A 20,299-nucleotide genomic window follows, 5' to 3' on the forward strand; every position below is an offset into this window, starting at 1 on the left:
CGCAGGGAAGGCAAAGCGGGCCGCAAACCCATGAAAGCGAAACTAAAGGAATGGCTGAAACGCTACGGTCCCGCCGAGCTGCTGTCGGTGGCGGCTACGCTGGCGGCGGCCGGCCTGGCCTTTGAGCTGACCGGCAGCTACGCGGCCACGGCACTGGCGGGCACCTGGGTGGGCAATGGCGCCTACTTCGGCTACATCCTGGCCCTGGATATTCTGCAGGCCCGGCGGCAGCGCCACGCCACCGGACTGCCTTACACGGGCCGGACGCTGCTGCGCAACCTGCGGGCCCTGGCCGTGGAGTTTGGCCTGGCCGAAGTGTTCGACAGCCTGCTGATTCGGCCGGCGCTGATGTATTACCTGCCCAAAGCCCTCGGTAGCCTCAGCGGCGGCATCCTGCTGGCCAAGCTCCTGGCCGACGTGACCTTCTACGTGCCTGCCATCATTAGCTACGAGCTGAGCAAAAAGCGCCTCCGCCGCTTTTAGAAAAGCAATTTTTGTTTTCTGATAGACTGGGTCACGTTGGGCAAAGACTCTCGCGTACTGCCGTTGTTAGGTTCTGTCATCCTTGATCTAACGTCCGCCCAGCGAAGGGCCTTGTCGCGCTAGCATAAGTAGTTGTTACGCCAGTCGTTCGTAGCCGCCACATGCGCGGAATACTCAGGATGACAGGCGAAGCGGGCGTGATATTTCCATTCTTCGGCTTACCGCCGGCATCAGTCGCGCAGCAGCACGAGGCGCTGGTGCTGACCCTGCAGTTCAACCGAGTACAGGCCATTAGGCAGCGGCCGGCCCGCGTTGTCGGTGCCGTCCCAGGCAATGGAATGCGGCCCGGCAGCCTGTTGCGCCGCGGGGAAGGACCGCACGATTTCTCCCACGGCGTTGCGAATCAGCAGCGGGTAGGTGCCCGGCGTGTGCAGTGTGTAGCGCAGTTCGGTGCTGGTGCTGAACGTGGGGCGGGTGGGGGCTTCCAGGGTCAGTAGCTCGGGCTGGGCAGTGGCTGAAAGGTCCGCATCCAGCTGCAGGCCCCGCACGGAAATGCGCAGGGGCTTCTCGCTCAGCACCGCGTGCAGGCGCAGCGTGTGGCTGGCTGCTTCGTAGGCCCACTCCGTGGGTGGCACCGGCTGCCCATCCAGCAGCACCACCGTCGGCGCGGCCAGCACGCGCGGCACTTCCAGGTTGATCAGGCGCCACGCCGGGCTGCCCGCGAAGCGGCCCTCACTTTGCCGCACCTCAATATCGGCTTGCGTGCCGCGCAGCATACCGGCAAAGGCAATCAGGGTGAACTGCTGCCCGGCTGCGGCCTGCCCCGACCGGCCATCGTCGTCGTAGAGCGTGAAGCTCGACTCGGGCACGGAGGTATCGGCGTAGTAGCGCACGTTCAGCGTGTCGGTGCGGTAGCGGGCGGTGGTGGGCACGTAGGGCGCCATGGGCAGGAAGGCCCCGGCCCGCACCAGCAGCGGAATCTGAGCCAGGGGCGCGGCTATGCCCACGGTCTGGCTGCCGGCCACGGTTTGGTGGGAGTAAAAGTCGATCCAGCGGCCGGGCGGCAGCACCACGTTACGCCGCCGCTGCCCGGGCTGCTGCACCGGGGCCACCAGCAGGCTGGGGCCTAGCAGGTACTGGTCGTTCACGTTGGTCAGTGCCGGCGCGTTGCTGGCCGCAAAGGCGCGGGCCCGCCGGGCTGCCAGCCGCTCCGAGCCCCAGGTGGTGGAAGCCGCCGTGCTCCAGTTCCAGGTCGGCACGGGCCGGGCGGCTTCGCCCCAGCTTTGGTCTTCTTCCTCGGGCGAAAGCAGGGGAAATACCGACTGCGGGTCGAGGCGGGTTTCACCGTAGTTCAGGGGCCGGGCCAGGGGCGTGCCGGTCTGGCTGTTTTCCCAGGCCAGGGTGTAGAGGTAGGGCAGCAGCTCGTAGCGCAGGCGGGCGTAGCGGCGCACGATGCTCTGGTAGGGCTCGGGGTAGTGGTAGGGCTCGGGGGCTACCACGCCGTGGGGCCGCATAATGGGGCCCAGGCTGGCCAGCTGCAGCCAGCGGGTGTACAGCTCGGCATCCATGTTGGAGCCGGCAAAGCCGCCCGCGTCGGAATGCATGTAGCCCACGCCGCCCAGGCCCATGCTCAGCAGGATGGGTACCTGGGCCTGCAGCCCCGACCAGGACCGGCTCACGTCGCCGGACCACGGAAATACTGAGTGGCGCTGCATGCCCGCCCAGCCCGAGCGGGCCAGATTAAACAACCGCTCCTGCGGGTACTGCTGGGCGTAGCCTTCGCTCAGAATACTGTTCCAGTCCTGCCCGTAGGCGTTGTGAACGCGGCGCGTCGGGCCCAGGTCGTACACCATGGCGGCGGGCTGGTTTTCCGGCTCGCCCAGGTCGCTCCACCAACCACCCACGCCGTCCTGCTTCAGCCGGTCGTATTGCTGCCACAGCCACTGGCGCGCCGCGGGGCGGAACATATCCAGCAGCGTGGCCGGCCCCGCCCAGAACGATTCGACGGTGTAGGGCTGGCCCAGCGTATCACGCCCCACCAGGCCCTGGCTCCGCACCAGCGCGTCGTTGCGGGAAGTGCGCATCACGTAGGGCTCCGAAATCAGGATGGTCTTGACGCCGGCCGAGTCGAGGCGGCGCATCATGCGCTTGGGGTCGGGAAACTGCTGGGGCTGCCAGCGGAAGTCGCCCTGCCGGGTGGTGCCCCCAAACCAATACAGGTCCAGCACCAGGGCATCGAGCGGAAACCCGGCGCGGCGCATGCGGCCCGCCACCTGCTGCATTTCCTGCTCGGTCTTGTAGCCAAACCGGCTTTGAATCAGCCCCAGGCCCCAGCGCGGCGGCAGCGGCTGCTTGCCCGTGAGCGTGGTGTAGCGGTCCAGGATTTCGGCGTAGGAAGTGCCCGCAATCAGGAAGTAGGCCAGGCTGTTCAGCCCTTCGCCCCGGTATTCGAGCGTGTTTTTCTCGGTAGCGCCCAGGTCGAGGGTGCCGGCCGTGTGGTTGTCGAAAAACAGCATATAGCCCCGGCTGCTGACCACCGTGGGCAGGCTCACGTTCAGCGTGGGCTCGCCGTTCTGGTAGCCGTAGTGGGCCTCGTTGTAGAGCGTAAGCTGGCGGCCGCGCCTATCCAGGGGCAGGGCCCGGGAGCCGGTGCCGTAGAGGTGCTCATCGGGGGTGAGGCGAAAGGAGATGCCCATGCCGCCGGCCGTACCGCCGCTTGCAGGCAGCTGCTGAAAAGCGCCGGCAGCTTCCGAAACCAGACTCTGGCCCTGGTAGTCGAAGCTAATCCGCAAGGTTTTTTTGTCGATGCGCACCACGTACTCCTGGGCGGTATTGGTCACCAGCGGCCAGACCAGGGCGGTGGGCTGGTTGCGCACCAGGCTGCGGTCGGGCTGCACGTTGCGCAGGTACGGCTCCAGCTTGCGGTTGAGGCGCGCGGGATGGTCGAAAATGTAAGGCCGCTGCACCACGCTCACTGACGCTATTTCGCTTACGGGCTGCCCGGCCGGAAAATATTCGACCCGCACCACGCCCTCAGCCCAGGGATGCACCCGCACGGTGGCGCCCGTTGTGCTCCGGATGGTCAGCGCCCCGCTTCGGTAGGCGTGGCTTTGGTAGCTGCCCATGCCGGTGGTGGGCGCTGTGGTTGCGCGCCGCGCAAACGGGTCCTGGGTCGGTGGCCCACCTGCTTCGCGCTGTGCCAGTCCCGGGAGTGAAGAGAGAAAAAGGCCCAGCAGGACCCCGGCGCGACAAAAGGAACAGAGCATGGCGGCAAAACAGATGAGGCCGCCAAGATACGCGGTTGGGCAAAGCCCGCCCAAGTGGCCATAGCAACGACCCGCGCGCCCCGGCCGTAGAGAGTAGCTCAACCTCCCAATTCCTACGACCATGGCCCTTTCCTCCGACAACCTCAACGACCACCTCTATTCCACCAACCTGTCGTTGAGCGACCTGTTCAACAACCACACCTTCGCCCACGACCCCAGCGGCCTGATTCCAATTCTGGACAGCTGGGGCCCGCAGCTGCAAAACTCCAACAGCGCCGTGCTGCAGGCAGCGGCCGGGGAGCTGGGCCAGCTGAAAAGCTCCCTGCAGAACGGCGACCGGCCCGCGGCCGCCGCCCTGATGCAGCGCCTGGGCGAGCAGGCTTCCCGGGCCGCCAGCAACACCCACGACTGGGCCGGCCCGCACCTGCACAACGGCATCGGCGACCAGCTGCGCCACCTGGGCCAGCTCCTGATTATGGCCGCCGGCAACCTCAAGTCGCTGTAAGCTCGCGGCTCTTTTTTCAACCTTCCTCTTACCAAAACCCTCCTCCATGGCTACGCCAACCGACAACCCCGAAAATCACCTCAATGCCGCTATCAACGTGCTCAATGGCAATATTCAGCAAGCCGGCACCGAAGGCCTGAGCAACATTCAGGACTGGATTCGCACCCTAAGCCAGAGCGGTGAGGCCGTGCACGCCGAAATCCTGCAGGAGCTGCGCAGCCTGCAGCAGCACATTCAGAACAACGACGTGGACAGCATCGGCAGCTCCCTCTTTACATTGGGCGAGCAGGTCACCGGCGCCGCCGACTCCCAGACCGAGGCCATTGCCACCCGCCTCAACTTGCTGGGCCAGGCCCTGGCCAATGCCGCCCGCCAGCTCCAGCCCGCCGACCAGGCGTAGGAGGTGAGATAGTAAGGTGGTGAAATGGTGGGTTTGACGTTCGGTTGTCTTCAACTTCGTCTGTAATTCCTCACCTGACGTCCGCTCGTTGAAGGACCTTCCTCGCCTGACTAGCAAGGCCTGATAAATGTAAAAAGCCCTTTCCCGCGCAAGTAGGAAAGGGCTTTTGGGTAAAAGGTCAGGTCGTACTGGGCAGAAGACAGATTGACGCCGCTGGATGCGCGGAAGGTCCTTCTTCCTTCGCAATGACACGCCAGTGGCGTCAACCGAACGTCAAACTCACCATTTCACCACCTCACCGCTAATACCCCAAAGCGGTGTCGTCGCCGCGGGGGTCGGCGCCGGCTTCGAGGCGGCCGTTGGGCAGCACCCGAATGGCATCGACGCGGCCCCAGCGCCCCCGTGGGTTGATGGTGTAGCCGCGCTGCCGCAGCGAGTCAGCTATGGCGTCGGTCAGGGCTTCATTTTCGGCGTCAATCTGGTCGGGCAGCCACTGATGGTGCAGGCGGGGCACGGCCACGGCCTGCTGCATGCTCATGTCGTAGTCGATGACGTGCAGAATGGCTTGCAGCACGCTGGTAATAATAGTGCTGCCGCCGGGTGTGCCGACTACCATTAGCAGCTTGCCGTTGCGGGTCAGAATGGCGGGCGTCATCGAGGAGAGCATGCGCTTGCCGGGCGCAATGGCGTTGGCTGTGCCGCCCACCAGCCCGTAGGCATTGGGCACCCCGGCTTTCGAGCTAAAGTCGTCCATTTCATTATTGAGCAGAAAGCCCGCCCCGGCCACAACCACCTTGCTGCCGTAGGCCCCGTTAAGGGTGGTCGTGCAGCTCACGGCATTGCCCTGGGCATCCACGATGCTGTAGTGGGTGGTCTGGTCACTCTCGTAAGCCGGCAGACCGGGGCCGGCCGTCAGGCTTTTGCTGGGTGTGGCGCGGTGGGGCTGGGTGGTGGCCATGCGCTGCTTATTGTAGTTCCTATCGAGCAGCTGCGTTACGGGTACCCGGCCAAAATCCGGGTCGCCGAGGTAAGTGGCGCGGTCGGCGTATACGCGCCGCTCGGCTTCGGTAATCAGGTGGACGCCGCTGGGCGAGTGCCAGCCCATTTTGCGCAGGTCGAAGGGCTCCAGCATCTGCAGCATCTGTAGCAAAGCCACGCCGCCGCTGCTCGGCGGCGGAAACGTTAGCACCTCGTTGCCGCGGTACTGGCCGCGCAGGGGCGTGCGCCACTTGGGCTCGTAGCCTTTCAGATCCTGCTTGGTGATAAGGCCCTTGCCACGCTGCATTTCGGCCGTGAGCAAGTCGGCGGTGCGGCCCTCGTAGAACCCGGCCCGGCCCTGGTCCCGGATGCGGGCCAGCGTCTGGGCCAGCTCGGCGTAGCGAATCGTGTCGCCAGCCTGCCAGGTGCCGTTGTCGGGCGCCAGGTAGGCCAGGGGTTTCTTAGGGTTGTACTTCTGGAAAACGGCCCGGTTGGCGTTCAGGCCGGTGGCTTCCTTGGCGGTAAGGGCCAGGCCGTGCGCGGCCAGGTCTACGGCGGGCTGCACCACTTCGGCCCAGCTAAGCTGGCCCAGCTTTTTGTGCAGCACTTCCATACCGGCCACGGTACCGGGCACGCCCACGGCCAGGTGGCCCGCCGTGCTCAGGCCCTCCACCACGTTGCCCTGCTGGTCGAGGTACATGTCGCGGGCGGCGGCGGCCGGCGCGGTTTCCCGGAAGTCCAGGGCGCCTTCCTGCCCATTGCCGCCCCGGTAGAGCAGAAACCCGCCACCCCCAATGTTGCCGGCCACGGGCAACGCCACGGCCAGGGCAAACTGCACCGCCACGGCCGCATCGTAGGCATTGCCGCCCCGGCGCAGAATCTCCAGCCCGATGCGCGAGGCCTCCGGGTGGGCCGATACCACCATGGCCTTGGCCGCCGTGACGGGTGGTGCAGCGGCTGGCACGCTGGTAGCAGAGGCGGCAACCGGAGCCGTGGTAGCGGTGGGAGCAGAAACGCGGGAGCAGGAGAGCAGGGCCGCCAGGGCCACCAGGGAAAGGCGAGAGTTCATACTCGAAAGATAGTGATGTGCCCGGGCCTGCCGACGCTCCTGGCAGCTGGGCTGCCACTTCCGACGCATCGCCCGGCCTGGCAGCAGGTAGCATCAGGTGGGCAGGCCCAGCAGGTAGAGCTTGGTACCGCGGCCCGTAATCCGGCCTTTTTCCCAGGTATAGCCTTCGGTTTCGAGGCCGGCCAGCAAGTCGTCCATATCCCGCAGGGTGTAGGTGCGAGCGTTGGAAACGGCTCCATCCCAGGCAAAACACAGCGGAATAATGGGCACCAGAAACGTAAAAACCACCTGCCGCCACGTCAGCGGCCGTACGAAAAGCGTGAGGAAAAAGGCTATTACAAAAATCAGGGGCAGCGAAATCCACCAGATGGCCGTGGGCAGGCTGTTGTCGCTCATTTCGTAGATGCAGATGGGCTGCCGGCTGTCGCGGGCGTTTTGCAGGATGGCCCGGGCCAGCGCCGGCCGCATATGATGAAAGCTGCCCGTCATGGTCCGCACGCCGGGCAGGTCGGCCCCAACCTGACTGGCATCTACGGGAGTGGTCCGGTAGGAGAGGTGGGGGGGAGTCGAGCGGTTTACCGCTTCGGCAACTTCGATATTGGGGTATAAATCGGTCAGCACCAAGGCCAGATCTGAATTGCCGGGTTGCCGCTGCAGGTGGGCCAGCACCTCCAGCATGGGCCCACCGCTGCCCGAGCACAGATCCACTATCCTTGGCTGGCGGCTGTGGGCCAGCGCCCGGATCAGGAGCTTGCTCAGCTGCTGGGGCGAGCCAATGGCACGGTGCATCACAACCATCAGCCGGGTCAGGCAGGTGCGCAGCCAACCAGGGAACCAGGGAAAATCTTCTAGCTCAAAGAGGTGGATTCTTTTCATCGGGCGCGGAGCGGGTTATTTGGGTGAAATATAGCCCCGCATTGTTATTTGTTCCGGGTAAGCCCGCATGACCATCGCCCGGTAGGTTGTTAGCTTGTTGTTTATTATAGAATTCGTAAATAATAAACAACAAAATCAAAATTCGTTTTGTTGTTTATTATTCAATTGCGAACTAGTAAACAACAAACTAGGAGGCCATATTGTGTCCGTTCCATTGCTGCAGCAGGGCAGGGCTGGTAAAAAATCCTCGATACGATTGTACCTTGAAACCAGCCCCGCGGAATGCTACCTTGCGCCAGCCCGGCCGCTCTGCCCCGGGAATCGTAGTTTTGGCTTCAACCTCTCCCGTTGCTATGGAAACTTCTTCGCCGACTACTGCCGCTGAGTCCACGCTGCCCCTGGTGCAAAACGACCCCTGGCTGGCCCCCTACGAACCCATACTGCAGGCCCGCCAGCAGCGGCTGGAGCAGCGCCTGGCTGAAATAACGGCGCAGTGTGGGTCCCTGCCCAAGTTTGCTACCGCCCACCAGCGCCTGGGCCTCAACTACGACGGACGCCGCCGCGGCTACTGGTTCCGGGAGTGGGCGCCGGCTGCCACCTACCTGTCGCTCACCGGCGACTTCAACGGCTGGAACCGGGGGGCAACGCCCCTGCAAAAAGGACCTGACGGCGTGTGGGAAGTGTTTCTGGCCGATAAGGACTATGCCGGCCGCCTCACCCACGGCAGCCGCTACAAAGTACACGTGGGGGCGGCCAATGGCGGCAAGGACCGGCTGCCGGCTACCGTGCGCCGGGCCGTGCAGGACGAGCAAACCAAGGACTTTGCCGCCCAGGTGTGGCGCCCCGAAACGCCGTTTGCCTGGACTGACCAGAAATTCCGCATCCAGAACTACGTGCGGGAGCCGTTCATTTATGAGGCCCACGTGGGCATGGCCACCGAGGAGCACCGTCTGGGTACCTACCTCGAATTTGCCGAGAAAGTGCTGCCCCGCGTGCAGGAGCTGGGCTACAACTGCATTCAGCTGATGGCCGTGATGGAGCACCCCTACTACGGCTCCTTTGGCTACCATGTCGCCAATTTCTTTGCCGCTTCGTCGCGCTTCGGCACCCCCGAGGACCTGAAGCACCTCGTGAATGAGGCCCACAACCGGGGTATTGCCGTGCTGCTCGACGTGGTGCATTCCCACGCCGTGAAAAACGAAGCCGAGGGCCTGGCCAACTTCGACGGCTCGGGCGGGCAGTATTTCCACGAAGGGGCCCGCGGCAACCACCCCGGCTGGGACTCCAAGCTCTTCGACTACAGCAAGCCCGAGGTGCAGCAGTTTTTGCTGAGTAACCTGCGCTACTGGCTCGAGGAGTTTCACTTCGACGGCTTCCGCTTCGACGGCGTGACCAGCATGCTCTACCACCACCACGGCGAGGGCGTGGCCTTTGGCAGCTACGACCAGTATTTCGGCCCCGACGTGGACGAGGATGCCGTGTTGTATCTGCAGCTGGCCACCATGCTCATCCACGAAATGAAGCGCGGGGCCCTGCTCATTGCCGAAGACATGAGCGGCATGCCTGGCCTGTGCCGGCCGATTGCCGAGGGCGGCATCGGCTTCGACTACCGCCTGGGCATGGGCATCCCGGACTACTGGATCAAGCTGCTCAAGCACAAGCGCGACGAAGACTGGAGCCTGGGCGAGCTGTGGTACACGCTGACCAACCGCCGTCTGGGCGAGAAAACCGTGGCCTACGCTGAAAGCCACGACCAGGCTTTGGTGGGCGACAAAACCCTCGCCCACTGGCTCATGGACGCGGCCGTGTACCACCACATGCACAAGGACGACCCCAGCGACATCGTGGCCCGGGGCCTGGCCCTGCACAAGATGATCCGGCTGCTGACCCTGGCCCTGGGCGGCGAGGCCTACCTCAACTTCATCGGCAACGAGTTCGGCCACCCCGAGTGGGTCGATTTCCCGCGTGAAGGCAACAGCTGGAGCTACCAGCATGCCCGCCGGCAATGGTCCCTGGCCGACAACCCCGACCTGAAGTACCAGTATTTCCAAGCGTTCGACCAGGCCATGGTGACGACGGCCCGGCAGCGGCGGGTGCTGTCGGCTGCCCCGGCTAAGGAGTTGAACCAGGACAACCACAACCAGGTGCTCATCTTCGAGCGGGCCGGCCTGATCTTTATCTTCAACTTCCACGTCACGGCCAGCATCTTCGACTACCGCTTCTTCGTGCCCCAGCCCGGCCGCTACCGCATCATCCTGACTTCCGACGCGGCCCAGTTCGGCGGCTTCCAGCGCGTGGACGACTCACTGGTATATGAGACGTTCCAGGAAGACGAGGTCAACAAGCTGAGCCTTTACGTGACGAACCGCACGGCCCTGGTGCTGGCCCGGGTGTAGGCCAGCAACCCTGAAGAAAGTCTTGGCGCGGTGGCTTAAGGCTTCTGCCTGTCTCCCTAGCCATAAAAAAAGTCCGTCGGTGCCGACGGACTTTTTTTGGTTCTTTAGCTTAGCTTTTTGCCGGCGCTAATCAATTCTACCGATTCCTTGATGCGGCGCATGCGGGTTTCGGGCTTCTTGGCGCGCTCGATCCACTGCACGTACTCACGGCGGTAGGGGTAAGGCAGCTGGTCGAACTTGGGGCGGTAGCCCGACTGCGACAACGCCCGCTCCAGGTCCTGGGGCAGCTCGAAGGAAGCTTCCTCCGTGTCGAGCTGAATGACCACCTCGACCGGCAGGCCCCAGGTTTTGTCGATGGCCCGGCGAATTTGCTTGCCCACGGGCAGCATGAACTCGTTGTCCTTGTTTTGCTCCAGCGTCAGGCGAAACGGAAAGCCGTCGATGGTGCCGCGCACGTGAAAGGGCGGCTTTTGCTGGAATACCTCAGTGGGGTTGAACGGCATCAGGACCTGAACGCCACCGTCGGTGCCATCCAGTTCGAGGGTAGCCTCAAAGCGTTGTTCGAAAGAATCGGACATGAAAAAGGGAATACGGTAAATCGTGCCGGGCTTACGCGCGCGGCGTCACATGAGTCAGTGCCTGGTTGATGGCTGCCGTGTCGGCGGCGTCAATCACCCGAATACGGGCTGCGGGAAGAGAATAAAAGGAAACCAGGCGCTGGGCCAGCTCCTCCGTGTTGGCCAGAATCAAATCGGCCCGGCGCAAAGTTAAGCGTTCCAGCTCCAGAATCCAGCCCCGGTCGGCGGGCGAGTCGCGGTCGGCAGCCAGCGACTGCACGTGCAGCACCAGCGGCCGGCCGGTCGTTTGCCGGATTTCCAGAGCCGCCAGCCACGACGGCCAGGCCGGGGCGTAAATCACGCCGAAAGGCTGGCTCACGGCCAGAGGCGTGGCAAACCGGGCGTACTGAATCACGCGGAAATTTAAATCGGCGCCGCCTTCCTCGGCTTCATCCAACGATTGCAGCGCCTGCACGAACGAGGCCTGTGCGGCGGCTTTTTCCGTGGCCGGCGTTGCCGCAACCGGCTGGCTGCTGCCCGTTACCGGCGACAAATTTGCGGAGACATTGAGCGTCAGGTCGTCGGCGGCCTCGTGGATGGCGGCGGCTTCGTCGGGGCCGATTTCCGCCGTGGCTTCGGCAAACTCATCCTCGTTCAGCAGGCCGTAGTCGGTAGCCGTCGCGGCTGCCTGCGGGGAGTAGCCGGGGGCTGAAACTGGTGTTGCGGCCTGGGGCGCGGCCACTGCGGGCGAAGTCTGAACGGTACCCAGCACCGCGCTGGGCGGCAGGCTGGCGCCGGCATAGGGGGCGGCCGGAGCCTGCCACGAGCCGGCCGAGGCGCCGGGGCGGGTAGTGGCCGCCGTAGCCAGCTGGGCGGCGCTGAGCAGGTTCAGGCGGATAATCTGGTCGGCGGAAGTGAGCGTGGCCGAGTCGGGCAGACGGGGTACGATAACGGATACGGGCAGGTGCTCGGCCAGCTGGCGCGACAGAGCCAGGGCTGCTGGTTCCGGCGCCAGTGCCGCTTCATCCCAGCCCAGCAATAACACGTTGAGAGGATGGTGTTCCATAGGAATCAGGCGGTGACGCCGAAAAGAGAAGCGAAAGAAAAAGGGCCTCTGAGCCCTCTAATACGGTTTCAGCCGTTTGAAAGCTAATGTTAGGCAAAATTCGCGGGAATCGTTTTTACCTTGCAGACTTATATTGTTGTGCTTCCGGCCCGGCCGGAATTTTTTTGCCTACTTCTTCCAGACTACACACCGATGGCCGATTCGATTCAGGAAAATAACTACATGGTCAATGACCTGGCCGCCAAGGGGAAGCAGGAGTTCTTTCCCGGTCAGGTGCTGTCGTGCGCGCAGCAGGGCCACGATTTCCTGTTTACCTGCGACAATGGCGTGCAACTTAGCGTGCAGGTCATTACCGACAAAGTGCTGCGCTTCCGCTTTGCCACCGAAGTGGGCTTTGCTGCCGACTTCAGCTACGCCGTGCCCGCCGACCAGCCCCGGCCCGAAATCGAGTTTCTGGAGTTCCGGGAGAAGCCCGACCACTACCGCATCACCACCGAGCGCCTGATCTGCACCATCAGCAAACAAAACGCCAGCTCCCGCATTCTGGACCGCTCGGGCACGCTTTTGTCGGCCGACGAGAAAGGCTTCCACTGGGAGTACGACTACGAAACCGGCAACGACATCGTCAAGATGAGCAAGCAGGTGCAGAGCGGCGTGCACTACTACGGCCTGGGCGACAAGCCCGACAACATGAACCTGCGCGGCAAGCGCTTCACCAACTGGGGCACCGACACCTACGGCTACACCAAGGGAAGTGACCCGCTTTACAAGAACATTCCGTTCTATCTGGAGCTGCAGCAGAAAATTGCCCACGGCATCTTCTTCGATAACACCTTTAAGGCCTCGTTCGACTTTGCCGCCGAGCGGGCCGACGTGACCAGCTTCTGGGCCATGGGCGGCGAGATGAACTACTACTTCATCTACGGCCCCACGCTCACCGAAGTCACCCAGGAATACACCCGCCTGACCTGCCCGCCCGAACTGCCCCCGCTGTGGGCCCTGGGCTACCACCAGTGCAAGTGGAGCTACTTCCCGGAAAGCAACTTCCGCGGCATCGCCAAGGGCTTCCGCGACCGGAAAATCCCCTGCGACGCGCTGTATCTGGACATCGACTACATGGACGGCTACCGGTGCTTTACCTGGAGCCCCACCCACTTTCCTGACCCCAAGAAGATGGTGCAGGAGCTGGCTGAGGATGGCTTCAAAACCATCGTCATTATCGACCCGGGCATCAAGATTGACCCCAACTACAGCGTTTATAAGGAGGGCCTCGAAAACGACTACTTCTGCCGCCGCGCCGACGGGCCATTGATGAAGGGCTCGGTGTGGCCCGGCCTGTGCAACTTTCCCGACTACACCCGCCCCGACGTGCGCGAGTGGTGGGCCGGCCTGTTCAAGGGCCTGATTCAGGAAGATGGCGTGCGGGGCGTGTGGAACGATATGAACGAGCCGGCCGTGTTTGAGAAGGGCACCTTCCCCGACGACGTGCGCTTTAATTACGACGGGCACTCAGCTTCCCACAAAAAAGCCCACAACATCTACGGCATGCAGATGGCCCGGGCTACGGCGGCGGGCGTCAAGCAATTCAGCTACCCCAACCGGCCCTTCACTATCACCCGCAGCACCTACGCCGGCGGGCAGCGCTACTCTTCGGCCTGGACCGGCGACAACATCGCCAGCTGGGAGCACCTGTGGCTGGCCAACATCCAGTGCCAGCGCCTGAGCATCTCGGGCTTCAGCTTCGTAGGCTCCGACGTGGGCGGCTTCATCGACACACCGGACGGCGAGCTGTATGTGCGCTGGGTGGCGCTGGCGGCCTTCCACCCGTTCTTTCGCACCCATTCCAGCGGTGACCACGGCGACCAGGAGCCCTGGAGCTTCGGCGAGCAGTATTTGGATCTGGCCCGCGGCTTTATCGAGCTGCGCTACCGCCTGCTGCCCTACATGTACACCACGTTCTGGCAGTACGTGCAGCAGGGTACGCCCGTGCTGCGGCCCCTCACGTTCCTGGACCAGAACGACACGGAAACCTACCTGCGCATGGCCGAGTTCAGCCTCGGCGACCACCTGCTGGTGTGCCCCATCACCCAGGCCGGCGCCGATGGTCGCTGGATGTATCTGCCCCGCGGCGACTGGTTCTACTACTGGACCGACGAAGCCAAAGAGGGCGGCGCCGAAGTGTGGGCCAGCGCCCCCCTCGACCGGATTCCGTTGTTCGTAAAGGCCGGCGCGGTTATTCCAATGTACCCTTTGATGCAGTACGTGGGCGAGAAAAAGGTGGAAGAGCTAATCCTGCACGTGTATTATAAGAACGGCTCGGAGACCAGCGTGGTTTACGACGACGGCGGCGAAGGCTACGGCTACCAGCAGGGCCAGAGCACCACGCGCCGCTTCACCGTAACGGGCACGCCTGGCAGCCTGACCATCGTGCAGACTATCGAAGGCGACTATCAGCCCAGCTTCGCTACCTACCGGCTGGTGTTCCACGGGTTAGGCTTTGCGGCCAGCCAGGCCACGGTGAACGGCGAAGCCAGCCCACTGACCGAGGCCACCTCGGACCTGGGCCTCGCACTGAAAGAAGTGGTGGTGAGCAGCTCATTCACGGAAATTACCGTGGGGTAACTGGCCGCTGCCAAGTAAGATATTTTGCATTATTTCTTTTGAAGCCCCGCTGGCCTGTTTGTGGCAGCGGGGTTTTTTGTGCCCGGTGCCTACTGGTCCAGAACATGCCGCAGCTACCGACTAACGGCGGGGTTATCCTGCCAAAAGGCAGATTGGTGTAATAAATTATAAGCTGGCGAGGGCAGGGGCTACGTTTGTATCATCCAACAGCAACTATTGCCACCCAGCGGGCTACAGCTCACGACTCCGTGCTAGTGTACCGTCTAGCAACATATTTTCATTTTTCTACACACCTTCTTATTACCATCACTTTATGAAATTTCCAGTACGTTTCAAGCTGTCAGCCTTGGTCTTGGGTGCCGGCGTTATGGCTTTGTCGAGCTGCAGCAAAGAAGAACTGCATGATATGAAGCCGGGCAAAGGCAGCCCAAAAAATGAAGTTGATACGTCTATTGCCGAGGCCCGGGCTGCGTGGGGTAAGTTTGTGAGTGATGTGCGGGCCGGCGTTCAGGTCGACCCCGAGGGCCAGTACGTGAAGGATGGTACCATCGTCCCCAGCGACGGGGTAAGTGCCCGTTTGCAGCGTCCCAAGTTCGACATGCAGCGCCGCGACATGAAGACCTTTGCCGCCATGCCTTTCGGCTCCGGCAATGAGCAACAGTACGTACAGCCCATCGATCTGGAAGAACCCGGCGACGGGGGCGGGGGCTATGGTGGTGGTGGTGGCGGCTCTACTCCGTACCAGGGCTTTATCAGCAGCGAAAACGTAGCCGCCTACTCGGGCGCCGACAACCCCGCCGGCCACATCTACGACCTGAAAATTACCAAAGGCGGTGACGGTCCGTTGGATGGCTACACCAAAATTGATGTCGACCTCAACCGCGGTGCCGGGGGCCAGTACATCTACCTCACCTTCACCCGCAACCCCAGCAAAGTGCAGAAAGGCTCGGAGTGGGACCCCTACTGCATGAATGGCAGCTTCAGCGTCTGCAACGGCCGGGAAGTAGTAGGGCCGGTACGGGGCATCTGGTCGCAGGCCTACAACAGTGGCGGCGCCTTTCACGCCTGGCCCGGCTTCACCTTCCCCACCTGGGCCCCCAATGGCGTAGGCGGCTGGAAGCAGCCCGACCTGAACGACGGCGCCGGTGGCGACTATATCTACGGTTATCAGTCGAAAGATGCCCGGGATGGTAATCCAATTGAAGTTGGAGTGCTATACGGTTCGAGCAGCAGTGTAGCGCCGCCCGCCGGCTGGGTGAAAGTAGATGGTTCCAACGGCCAGGGCGTTGATTTGAACAAAGGCGCCGGTGGCGACTACGTGTACTTCTGCTACAAGCGCCGCTAATAGTTACCTATTGTATTCTTATTTAATCATTGTTACAGGTTGATAGTTATTTTATTGCATTAGTTATTCTATAAAAAGGCCAGCCAGGCGTAAGCAGGGCTGGCCTTTTGGGCGCTTAGGATATTAAGGCCCGGCAATGAATAGGCCTGGAAGCAGACAACCGGACCACGTGTAGCCTGTTACTCCCGAGTTAAGCTTGGCAGGATTGTCGTAAGTGTAAAAAGCTGAATACACCTGACTAGACACGCTTTTTGTTGGCCGCAGAGCAAGTTTAACGTTCTGATAACTACTAGGTAGGCCTCAATGGGGAGTTGGTCCCGCGCAAGGCGGAGTTGGTGTAATATATTTCGAACCGGCTACTGATAGTAGTATGTTTACATCATCAGAACGGCAGCAAAGAAGAACATAGTGATTAACAGAAGTAGTAATTAGGCAACAAGAAATTATTGAGTGTTACAAAATTATTGCGTGTGGGTCTTTATCATATCAAGAAAAAAAGGGGATAGAACTATTGTTATTTATTTTAATCATTATTTTATTCTAGTATAATTTATTTATCAGTATTTTTATTTATAAAAAAATAACCCGTGCCTTCATTGGTCGGGTTATTTTTTTGGCCGGTGAGTAGCCGCGGCATGCAATAGGACTATCGGCCTACAGATGCTCCCGCAGGTACTGGTACACTTCCGGGTTGGAGAGCAGACCGGCGTGGCTTTGCTGGGCAAACACCCGGGTATACACCTGAGCGTCCGGGGGCGGGGCCGGGTCGCCGAAGATGCGGCCCACCGCGCTGCCGGCCCCCACCAGCCCATCTCCGAAATAGTGATGCAGGGCCGAGCCCGCCGTTTTGAGCAGGGAGCCCACCAACACATGATAGGGCACCCCTGGCAGGGGCGGTACCACAGTGCGGGGTGGCATCAGTACATCATCGGCGTGCGGGTCCTGCCAGTCCTGGGCCACCAGTAAGGCGTGGCGTAAGTCTTTGATACCGTTGCTGCGTTGATCCATGGCCTTGCTCAGAAAGCGCGTCGGGGCCACGTTGATCTTGCGCAGCATTACGGAGGTCAGGTGGCTGTTTTGCTCCAGGAACGACCCGTCGTTGGGCACGCCCAGCAAAAACACCGACCGCAGCCGGCTAATCCAGGGAGCCGGGCTGTCGGGGCCGTGCGTGCCGTAGTAACCGGCCGAGCGAATCACGAGGCCGCCCATGGAGTGGCCCACCAGCACCAGCGGGCCCACGGCTTCGGGGTAAATAGCGCACAGTTCCGTGAGCAGCCGGGTGAGCAGCTCGCCGTTTTCGGAAATGTGCAGGCCGCTGTTGTAGCGCACATACAGGCAGCGCACCCCGGCTTCACGCTGCAGCAACGGGCCGTAGCGCGGGGTATCGGGCGAGCCGGTCTGCCAGATCATTTCGTCGCCCATCAGGCCGTGCAAAAACACGACGGTCGTCAGCGGCGGACCCGTCAGGGCCAGGTCGGCTACGGCAATGTCGGCGCCGAGCTGGCGGAAGCTCATCTGAATAGCCCGGTAATCCTGGCGGGCCGCCAGCTGGTCGCCGATGGCCCCGTTGAGGATGGGCAGGGTAAAGTGGCGGTAGGCCTGGCCGGTTTGGTAGAGGTAGTCGAGGCCCTGCACCGGAAGCGAAACCGCCCTTCGGGCAGCGGCCGAAAAACGGCGCCAGCGCGAAGGGCGGTCAGCAGAATCACCGGTAGGTGAGGTAGGTTCGGTCACGGAATGAGGAGCTTTTGAACAACCGGTCCTTCGGGAGTTTCCAGGCGCAAGGTATAGACGCCTGCGCCCTGGCCCCGCAAATCTACGCGGCGCGGGCCGAAAGAGTTGGCCGAAGCGGCGGCCTGGCGCAGCACTACGCGGCCTGTGGCATCGGTGACGGTGTAAGCGGCGCGGCTCCAGCTGGCTTCCTTGGTGTGGGTGAGCATAAACAGGCCGTCGGCGCTGGGGTTAGGGTACACCGAAACCGCTTCGTTGCGGGCCGCATTGCGCACGGGCAGGGCCGTGCCGGTCATCACCACGTCATCAATCAGCAGCACCCGGCCCACTGTGGGCTCATCGGCCGTGCTGGACACAAACAGAATGCGGAGGGAGTCGGGAGCTACCGAGGATAGATAATCCAGGGGCAGGGTAACCAGCGTGTAGCCGGCCGAGGGAGTCAGCTCGATGGCCGCGCCGGCCACGGGGTTCGACTGCGTGCCGTCCCACTTGGTGAGTACCACCTGGGCGGCGGCGGTTTCGTCGGCGGCACCGGTGCCAGTGAGCTTGTAGTAGAACTGCATGCTGGCCGGCCGTGCCGTGAACGGAATACCGCCGGGGAATTCAGATTCGAGGGTGGGGTTGGAGCCGATGCCGAGTATGCCGGGAATAACGGCCTGCAGCAGCGGATTGGATTTGGATTCGAGCTGAGCCGCGTAGGTGCCCGCGTGCTTGTCGGTGCTGCGGGTGGTCGTGGCCGTTGGGAATGGAAATCCTATGGAGGCCAGCAGGTCGTCGAACGTAAACCAGCCGGTAGGAGCAAGGGCCGAGTTGCGGGTGGACCAGGTTTCGAGGGTGCCATTGGGCAGGGTTTGAGCATTAGCCGCTGTAAGGGCGGTAAAGCTTCCCAGAGCAGTTAAGCAAAAGCGTACAAATATCTTTTTCATAGAATGTAGGAAAGGTTTGGAAAGTAGATACAGAAACTAGCCGGATGGTTGCCAACTGGCCCAAAGGTACAACCGGGCTGGTCGTAAGTACAACCACATCTTTGGGGGATACTATTATTATAGCTGTTTGCGGGGCTTCCACAACGAGGAAACCGCGTAGATCAGCCCCGCTAAAAAACCCGTGAGCAGTCCGCCCAGATGGGCCGCGTTGTCGGTGGTGTTGGTACCCAGCAGGCCGGCCTCCAGCTGGCTGGGTACCAGCAGCAGCACCAGCCACAGCAGGCCGTAGCGCTGCTGGCGGCTCAGGGGCACGGCCCCCGTCACGGCCAGGGCCAGCAGTAAGCCGTAGAGTCCGAAAATAGCCCCGGAGGCTCCCACGGAGTTGACGCCCTGCGCGTGCCACCACACGCTGGCTACGCTGCCGCCCACGCCGCTGAGCAGGTAGACCAGCAGCAGCCGGCCCGGCCCGACCATCGATTCGGTGAGGCGGCCCAAAAACAGCAGAGCCAGGGAGTTGAGCAGCAGATGCGCCAGGCCGCCGTGCAGAAAGCAGCTGGTCAGCAGCCGCCAGGGCTGGCCGTGCAGGGTGAGAGGCGAAAAGTTGGAGCCCCAGGCCACCAGAATGCGCGCCTGGGGCTGGAAGATGTGGGCGCCATCGGCTACCATCAGCCCGAATACCAGCGCGTTGAGCAGCAGCAGCAGCGGGGTAATAACGTTGCCGGCGCTGGGCCAGAGCAGCTGCCGCAGTGTCCCAGCTGCCAACTGGTGCCACGCTTCGTCGGGAGCCGGCTCAGCCGGGGGCTGCAGTGGGGGTGGGGCCAGCTCCGTCGGGACCAGGCCGCGCTGCTGCAGCTCGCGCACGGCGGCCTCGCCCAGGGCCGGCGGGTAGCGGCGCGCGTGCTGGGCCATATACAGCAGCTCAGCGTCTGATTTTTGGGCGAAAAGCGCAGCCAGCTTCGAATCGGCAGCCATAACAGTAAGCGGCAAGGTAGAATGGGAGCTAAACCCGGCCGCCGCCGAAATGTAAGCGCCAGCGCGGAATTTATGCCCGCGGCAGGGATTTGCGCGCGTCCTCGGCAATGATGCGCTTGAGCAGCTCCTCCCGCGGCCGGATGCGCTGTGCGGTCGGTACGCCCAGCAGGGTCTGGCGCATCACCGTCACCGAATCGTTGAGGTACAGCATGCTCTGGTCGAGCGGGGGCTGGCCGTAGAGGTACATGTTTTTCATGACCGTCAGGGCCTGGCGCCGCACCAGGGCCGCGCTGTGCATCAGGGCCACCTGCTCGCTCATCGTGGGCTGCAGCTTGTGGTTGTATACCAAGGCGCTGGTCAGGCGCTTCCACTTGTCGAGGGTAAGGTCGACCTGGCCGGGAAACGTGGAGTCGATGCGGGCTGCCTGCGCTTCCTGATACAGGTAGGCCGACTGGTTTTCGGCGTCCCAGAAGCGGCGGGCCAGCAGCAGAAACTTACGTTGGGCCGTGGTATCCAGCCGCTCGGTGGCGGGCAGCCGGGCCGGCATCTGCCCGAGCTGGGCCGTTGTGAGCGAGTCGAAGGAGGGCAGCACGTGGGTTTGCACGGCAACCAGCGCCCGGCGGGGTACGGGCCCCCGCTTGTTTTTCCAGTTTTTGTTGCCGGTCGGCCACCAGTACAGCACTGCGGCCAGCCCCAGCAAAGCCAGCAGCAAGCCCGGCATCAGCCAGCGGCGGCTGGGCGCTTCGTCGAACTCGTCAACCTCGGTAGGGCCGGCGGGTAGGGGTGGCACATCAGCCGTCGGCAGTGTGACGCCGCGGCGCAGCAGCTCCTGGCGGGCCGCCAGCACCAGGCCGGGCTGGTAAAACGTGGGGTTTTGGGTTAGAAACAGCAGCTCAGCATCCGTTTTAGACAGCAGGAAATCGGAACTGGGAGGAAGCGGGGCAGACATGCGGAAAGCTGAACAATAGGGGTAGTAGGCAAGTCGTAAGTTGGGGAAAAGGCGCGGAAAAGCGGTGCTTAGTTGTCAACCACCCCGCTGGGCTGGCGTATAGCCCTGGTAGTAGCCGGGGGCCTGACGGGCTCTGGCTTTCTCACTTAGCCACTTACTCG

Annotated in this window: 15 protein-coding genes; 6 read left to right on the forward strand and 9 right to left on the reverse strand. The window is 62.5% G+C overall.

The genetic code is table 11. The features are described from left to right. Positions 1 to 30: 30 nt before the first annotated feature. Positions 31 to 483, forward strand: coding sequence for a hypothetical protein (locus LGH70_RS11950; RefSeq protein ID WP_226185861.1), 453 nt, complete (start codon positions 31 to 33; stop codon positions 481 to 483). A 230-nt stretch (positions 484 to 713) separates the two neighbouring features. On the opposite strand, the gene LGH70_RS11955 is transcribed toward LGH70_RS11950, so the two are convergent. Beyond that, entirely contained in the window at positions 714 to 3,749 is a 3,036-nt protein-coding gene (locus LGH70_RS11955) for a TIM-barrel domain-containing protein (RefSeq protein WP_226185863.1), read from the reverse strand. A 121-nt stretch (positions 3,750 to 3,870) separates the two neighbouring features. On the opposite strand from LGH70_RS11955, the gene LGH70_RS11960 reads away from it, so the two are divergent. Next, complete coding sequence (locus tag LGH70_RS11960; protein ID WP_226185864.1) at positions 3,871 to 4,254, forward strand: hypothetical protein; 384 nt, start codon at positions 3,871 to 3,873, stop codon at positions 4,252 to 4,254. 46 nt (positions 4,255 to 4,300) lie between these two features. Then, a complete protein-coding gene (locus LGH70_RS11965; protein WP_226185865.1) occupies positions 4,301 to 4,654 on the forward strand; it encodes a hypothetical protein in 354 nt (117 codons plus the stop codon). A 301-nt stretch (positions 4,655 to 4,955) separates the two neighbouring features. Here LGH70_RS11965 and ggt read toward each other — a convergent pair whose 3' ends face one another. Further along, on the reverse strand, positions 4,956 to 6,701 hold the full coding sequence (gene ggt, locus LGH70_RS11970) for a gamma-glutamyltransferase (RefSeq protein WP_226185866.1): 1,746 nt from the start codon (positions 6,699 to 6,701) through the stop codon (positions 4,956 to 4,958). A gap of 93 nt (positions 6,702 to 6,794) precedes the next feature. Next, the gene (locus LGH70_RS11975) at positions 6,795 to 7,577 is read right to left on the reverse strand and encodes a hypothetical protein (RefSeq protein ID WP_226185867.1); all 783 of its coding nucleotides are present in this window, start codon (positions 7,575 to 7,577) and stop codon (positions 6,795 to 6,797) included. A gap of 353 nt (positions 7,578 to 7,930) precedes the next feature. Between LGH70_RS11975 and LGH70_RS11980 the strand changes: the two genes are divergently transcribed. After that, the gene (locus tag LGH70_RS11980) at positions 7,931 to 9,973 is read left to right on the forward strand and encodes an alpha-amylase family glycosyl hydrolase (protein ID WP_226185868.1); all 2,043 of its coding nucleotides are present in this window, start codon (positions 7,931 to 7,933) and stop codon (positions 9,971 to 9,973) included. Positions 9,974 to 10,077: 104 nt separating this feature from the next. Here the strand turns inward: LGH70_RS11980 and LGH70_RS11985 are convergent, their stop codons facing one another. Further along, the gene (locus tag LGH70_RS11985; RefSeq protein WP_226185869.1) at positions 10,078 to 10,551 is read right to left on the reverse strand and encodes a YdeI/OmpD-associated family protein; all 474 of its coding nucleotides are present in this window, start codon (positions 10,549 to 10,551) and stop codon (positions 10,078 to 10,080) included. Between the two features lie 31 nt (positions 10,552 to 10,582). After that, positions 10,583 to 11,596: a glycosyltransferase gene (locus tag LGH70_RS11990; RefSeq protein WP_226185871.1), complete on the reverse strand. Its 1,014-nt coding sequence runs from the start codon at positions 11,594 to 11,596 to the stop codon at positions 10,583 to 10,585. Between the two features lie 192 nt (positions 11,597 to 11,788). Here LGH70_RS11990 and LGH70_RS11995 point away from each other — a divergent pair, with 192 nt between their 5' ends. Together LGH70_RS11995 and LGH70_RS12000 are read left to right on the forward strand one after the other, a co-directional pair. Further along, on the forward strand, positions 11,789 to 14,218 hold the full coding sequence (locus LGH70_RS11995; RefSeq protein WP_226185880.1) for a glycoside hydrolase family 31 protein: 2,430 nt from the start codon (positions 11,789 to 11,791) through the stop codon (positions 14,216 to 14,218). A gap of 313 nt (positions 14,219 to 14,531) precedes the next feature. Further along, positions 14,532 to 15,563 (forward strand): hypothetical protein, encoded by a 1,032-nt coding sequence (locus LGH70_RS12000; protein ID WP_226185881.1) that lies wholly within the window; start codon positions 14,532 to 14,534, stop codon positions 15,561 to 15,563. 654 nt (positions 15,564 to 16,217) lie between these two features. Here the strand turns inward: LGH70_RS12000 and LGH70_RS12005 are convergent. The 4 genes from LGH70_RS12005 to LGH70_RS12020 all read right to left on the reverse strand — a co-directional run bounded on the left by LGH70_RS12005 (position 16,218) and on the right by LGH70_RS12020 (position 20,138). Next, positions 16,218 to 17,294 (reverse strand): lipase family alpha/beta hydrolase, encoded by a 1,077-nt coding sequence (locus tag LGH70_RS12005; RefSeq protein WP_226185882.1) that lies wholly within the window; start codon positions 17,292 to 17,294, stop codon positions 16,218 to 16,220. Further along, the gene (locus LGH70_RS12010) at positions 17,291 to 18,217 is read right to left on the reverse strand and encodes a T9SS type A sorting domain-containing protein (protein WP_226185884.1); all 927 of its coding nucleotides are present in this window, start codon (positions 18,215 to 18,217) and stop codon (positions 17,291 to 17,293) included. The genes LGH70_RS12005 and LGH70_RS12010 overlap by 4 nt, the downstream gene beginning before the upstream one ends. Positions 18,218 to 18,334: 117 nt before the next feature. Continuing rightward, complete coding sequence (locus LGH70_RS12015) at positions 18,335 to 19,189, reverse strand: rhomboid family intramembrane serine protease (protein ID WP_226185886.1); 855 nt, start codon at positions 19,187 to 19,189, stop codon at positions 18,335 to 18,337. Between the two features lie 70 nt (positions 19,190 to 19,259). Next, positions 19,260 to 20,138: a hypothetical protein gene (locus LGH70_RS12020; protein ID WP_226185888.1), complete on the reverse strand. Its 879-nt coding sequence runs from the start codon at positions 20,136 to 20,138 to the stop codon at positions 19,260 to 19,262. Positions 20,139 to 20,299 lie beyond the last annotated feature (161 nt).

The sequence above is a fragment of the Hymenobacter nitidus genome, assembly GCF_020447315.1.
GTDB classification, from domain to species: domain Bacteria; phylum Bacteroidota; class Bacteroidia; order Cytophagales; family Hymenobacteraceae; genus Hymenobacter; species Hymenobacter nitidus.

Coding starts and splice junctions, on each gene's coding strand:
- LGH70_RS11950 (WP_226185861.1), top strand. CDS start 31: ATGAAAGCGAAACTAAAGGAATGGCTGAAACGCTACGGTCCCGCCGAG.
- LGH70_RS11955 (WP_226185863.1), bottom strand. CDS start 3,749: ATGCTCTGTTCCTTTTGTCGCGCCGGGGTCCTGCTGGGCCTTTTTCTC.
- LGH70_RS11960 (WP_226185864.1), top strand. CDS start 3,871: ATGGCCCTTTCCTCCGACAACCTCAACGACCACCTCTATTCCACCAAC.
- LGH70_RS11965 (WP_226185865.1), top strand. CDS start 4,301: ATGGCTACGCCAACCGACAACCCCGAAAATCACCTCAATGCCGCTATC.
- ggt (WP_226185866.1), bottom strand. CDS start 6,701: ATGAACTCTCGCCTTTCCCTGGTGGCCCTGGCGGCCCTGCTCTCCTGC.
- LGH70_RS11975 (WP_226185867.1), bottom strand. CDS start 7,577: ATGAAAAGAATCCACCTCTTTGAGCTAGAAGATTTTCCCTGGTTCCCT.
- LGH70_RS11980 (WP_226185868.1), top strand. CDS start 7,931: ATGGAAACTTCTTCGCCGACTACTGCCGCTGAGTCCACGCTGCCCCTG.
- LGH70_RS11985 (WP_226185869.1), bottom strand. CDS start 10,551: ATGTCCGATTCTTTCGAACAACGCTTTGAGGCTACCCTCGAACTGGAT.
- LGH70_RS11990 (WP_226185871.1), bottom strand. CDS start 11,596: ATGGAACACCATCCTCTCAACGTGTTATTGCTGGGCTGGGATGAAGCG.
- LGH70_RS11995 (WP_226185880.1), top strand. CDS start 11,789: ATGGCCGATTCGATTCAGGAAAATAACTACATGGTCAATGACCTGGCC.
- LGH70_RS12000 (WP_226185881.1), top strand. CDS start 14,532: ATGAAATTTCCAGTACGTTTCAAGCTGTCAGCCTTGGTCTTGGGTGCC.
- LGH70_RS12010 (WP_226185884.1), bottom strand. CDS start 18,217: ATGAAAAAGATATTTGTACGCTTTTGCTTAACTGCTCTGGGAAGCTTT.
- LGH70_RS12015 (WP_226185886.1), bottom strand. CDS start 19,189: ATGGCTGCCGATTCGAAGCTGGCTGCGCTTTTCGCCCAAAAATCAGAC.
- LGH70_RS12020 (WP_226185888.1), bottom strand. CDS start 20,138: ATGTCTGCCCCGCTTCCTCCCAGTTCCGATTTCCTGCTGTCTAAAACG.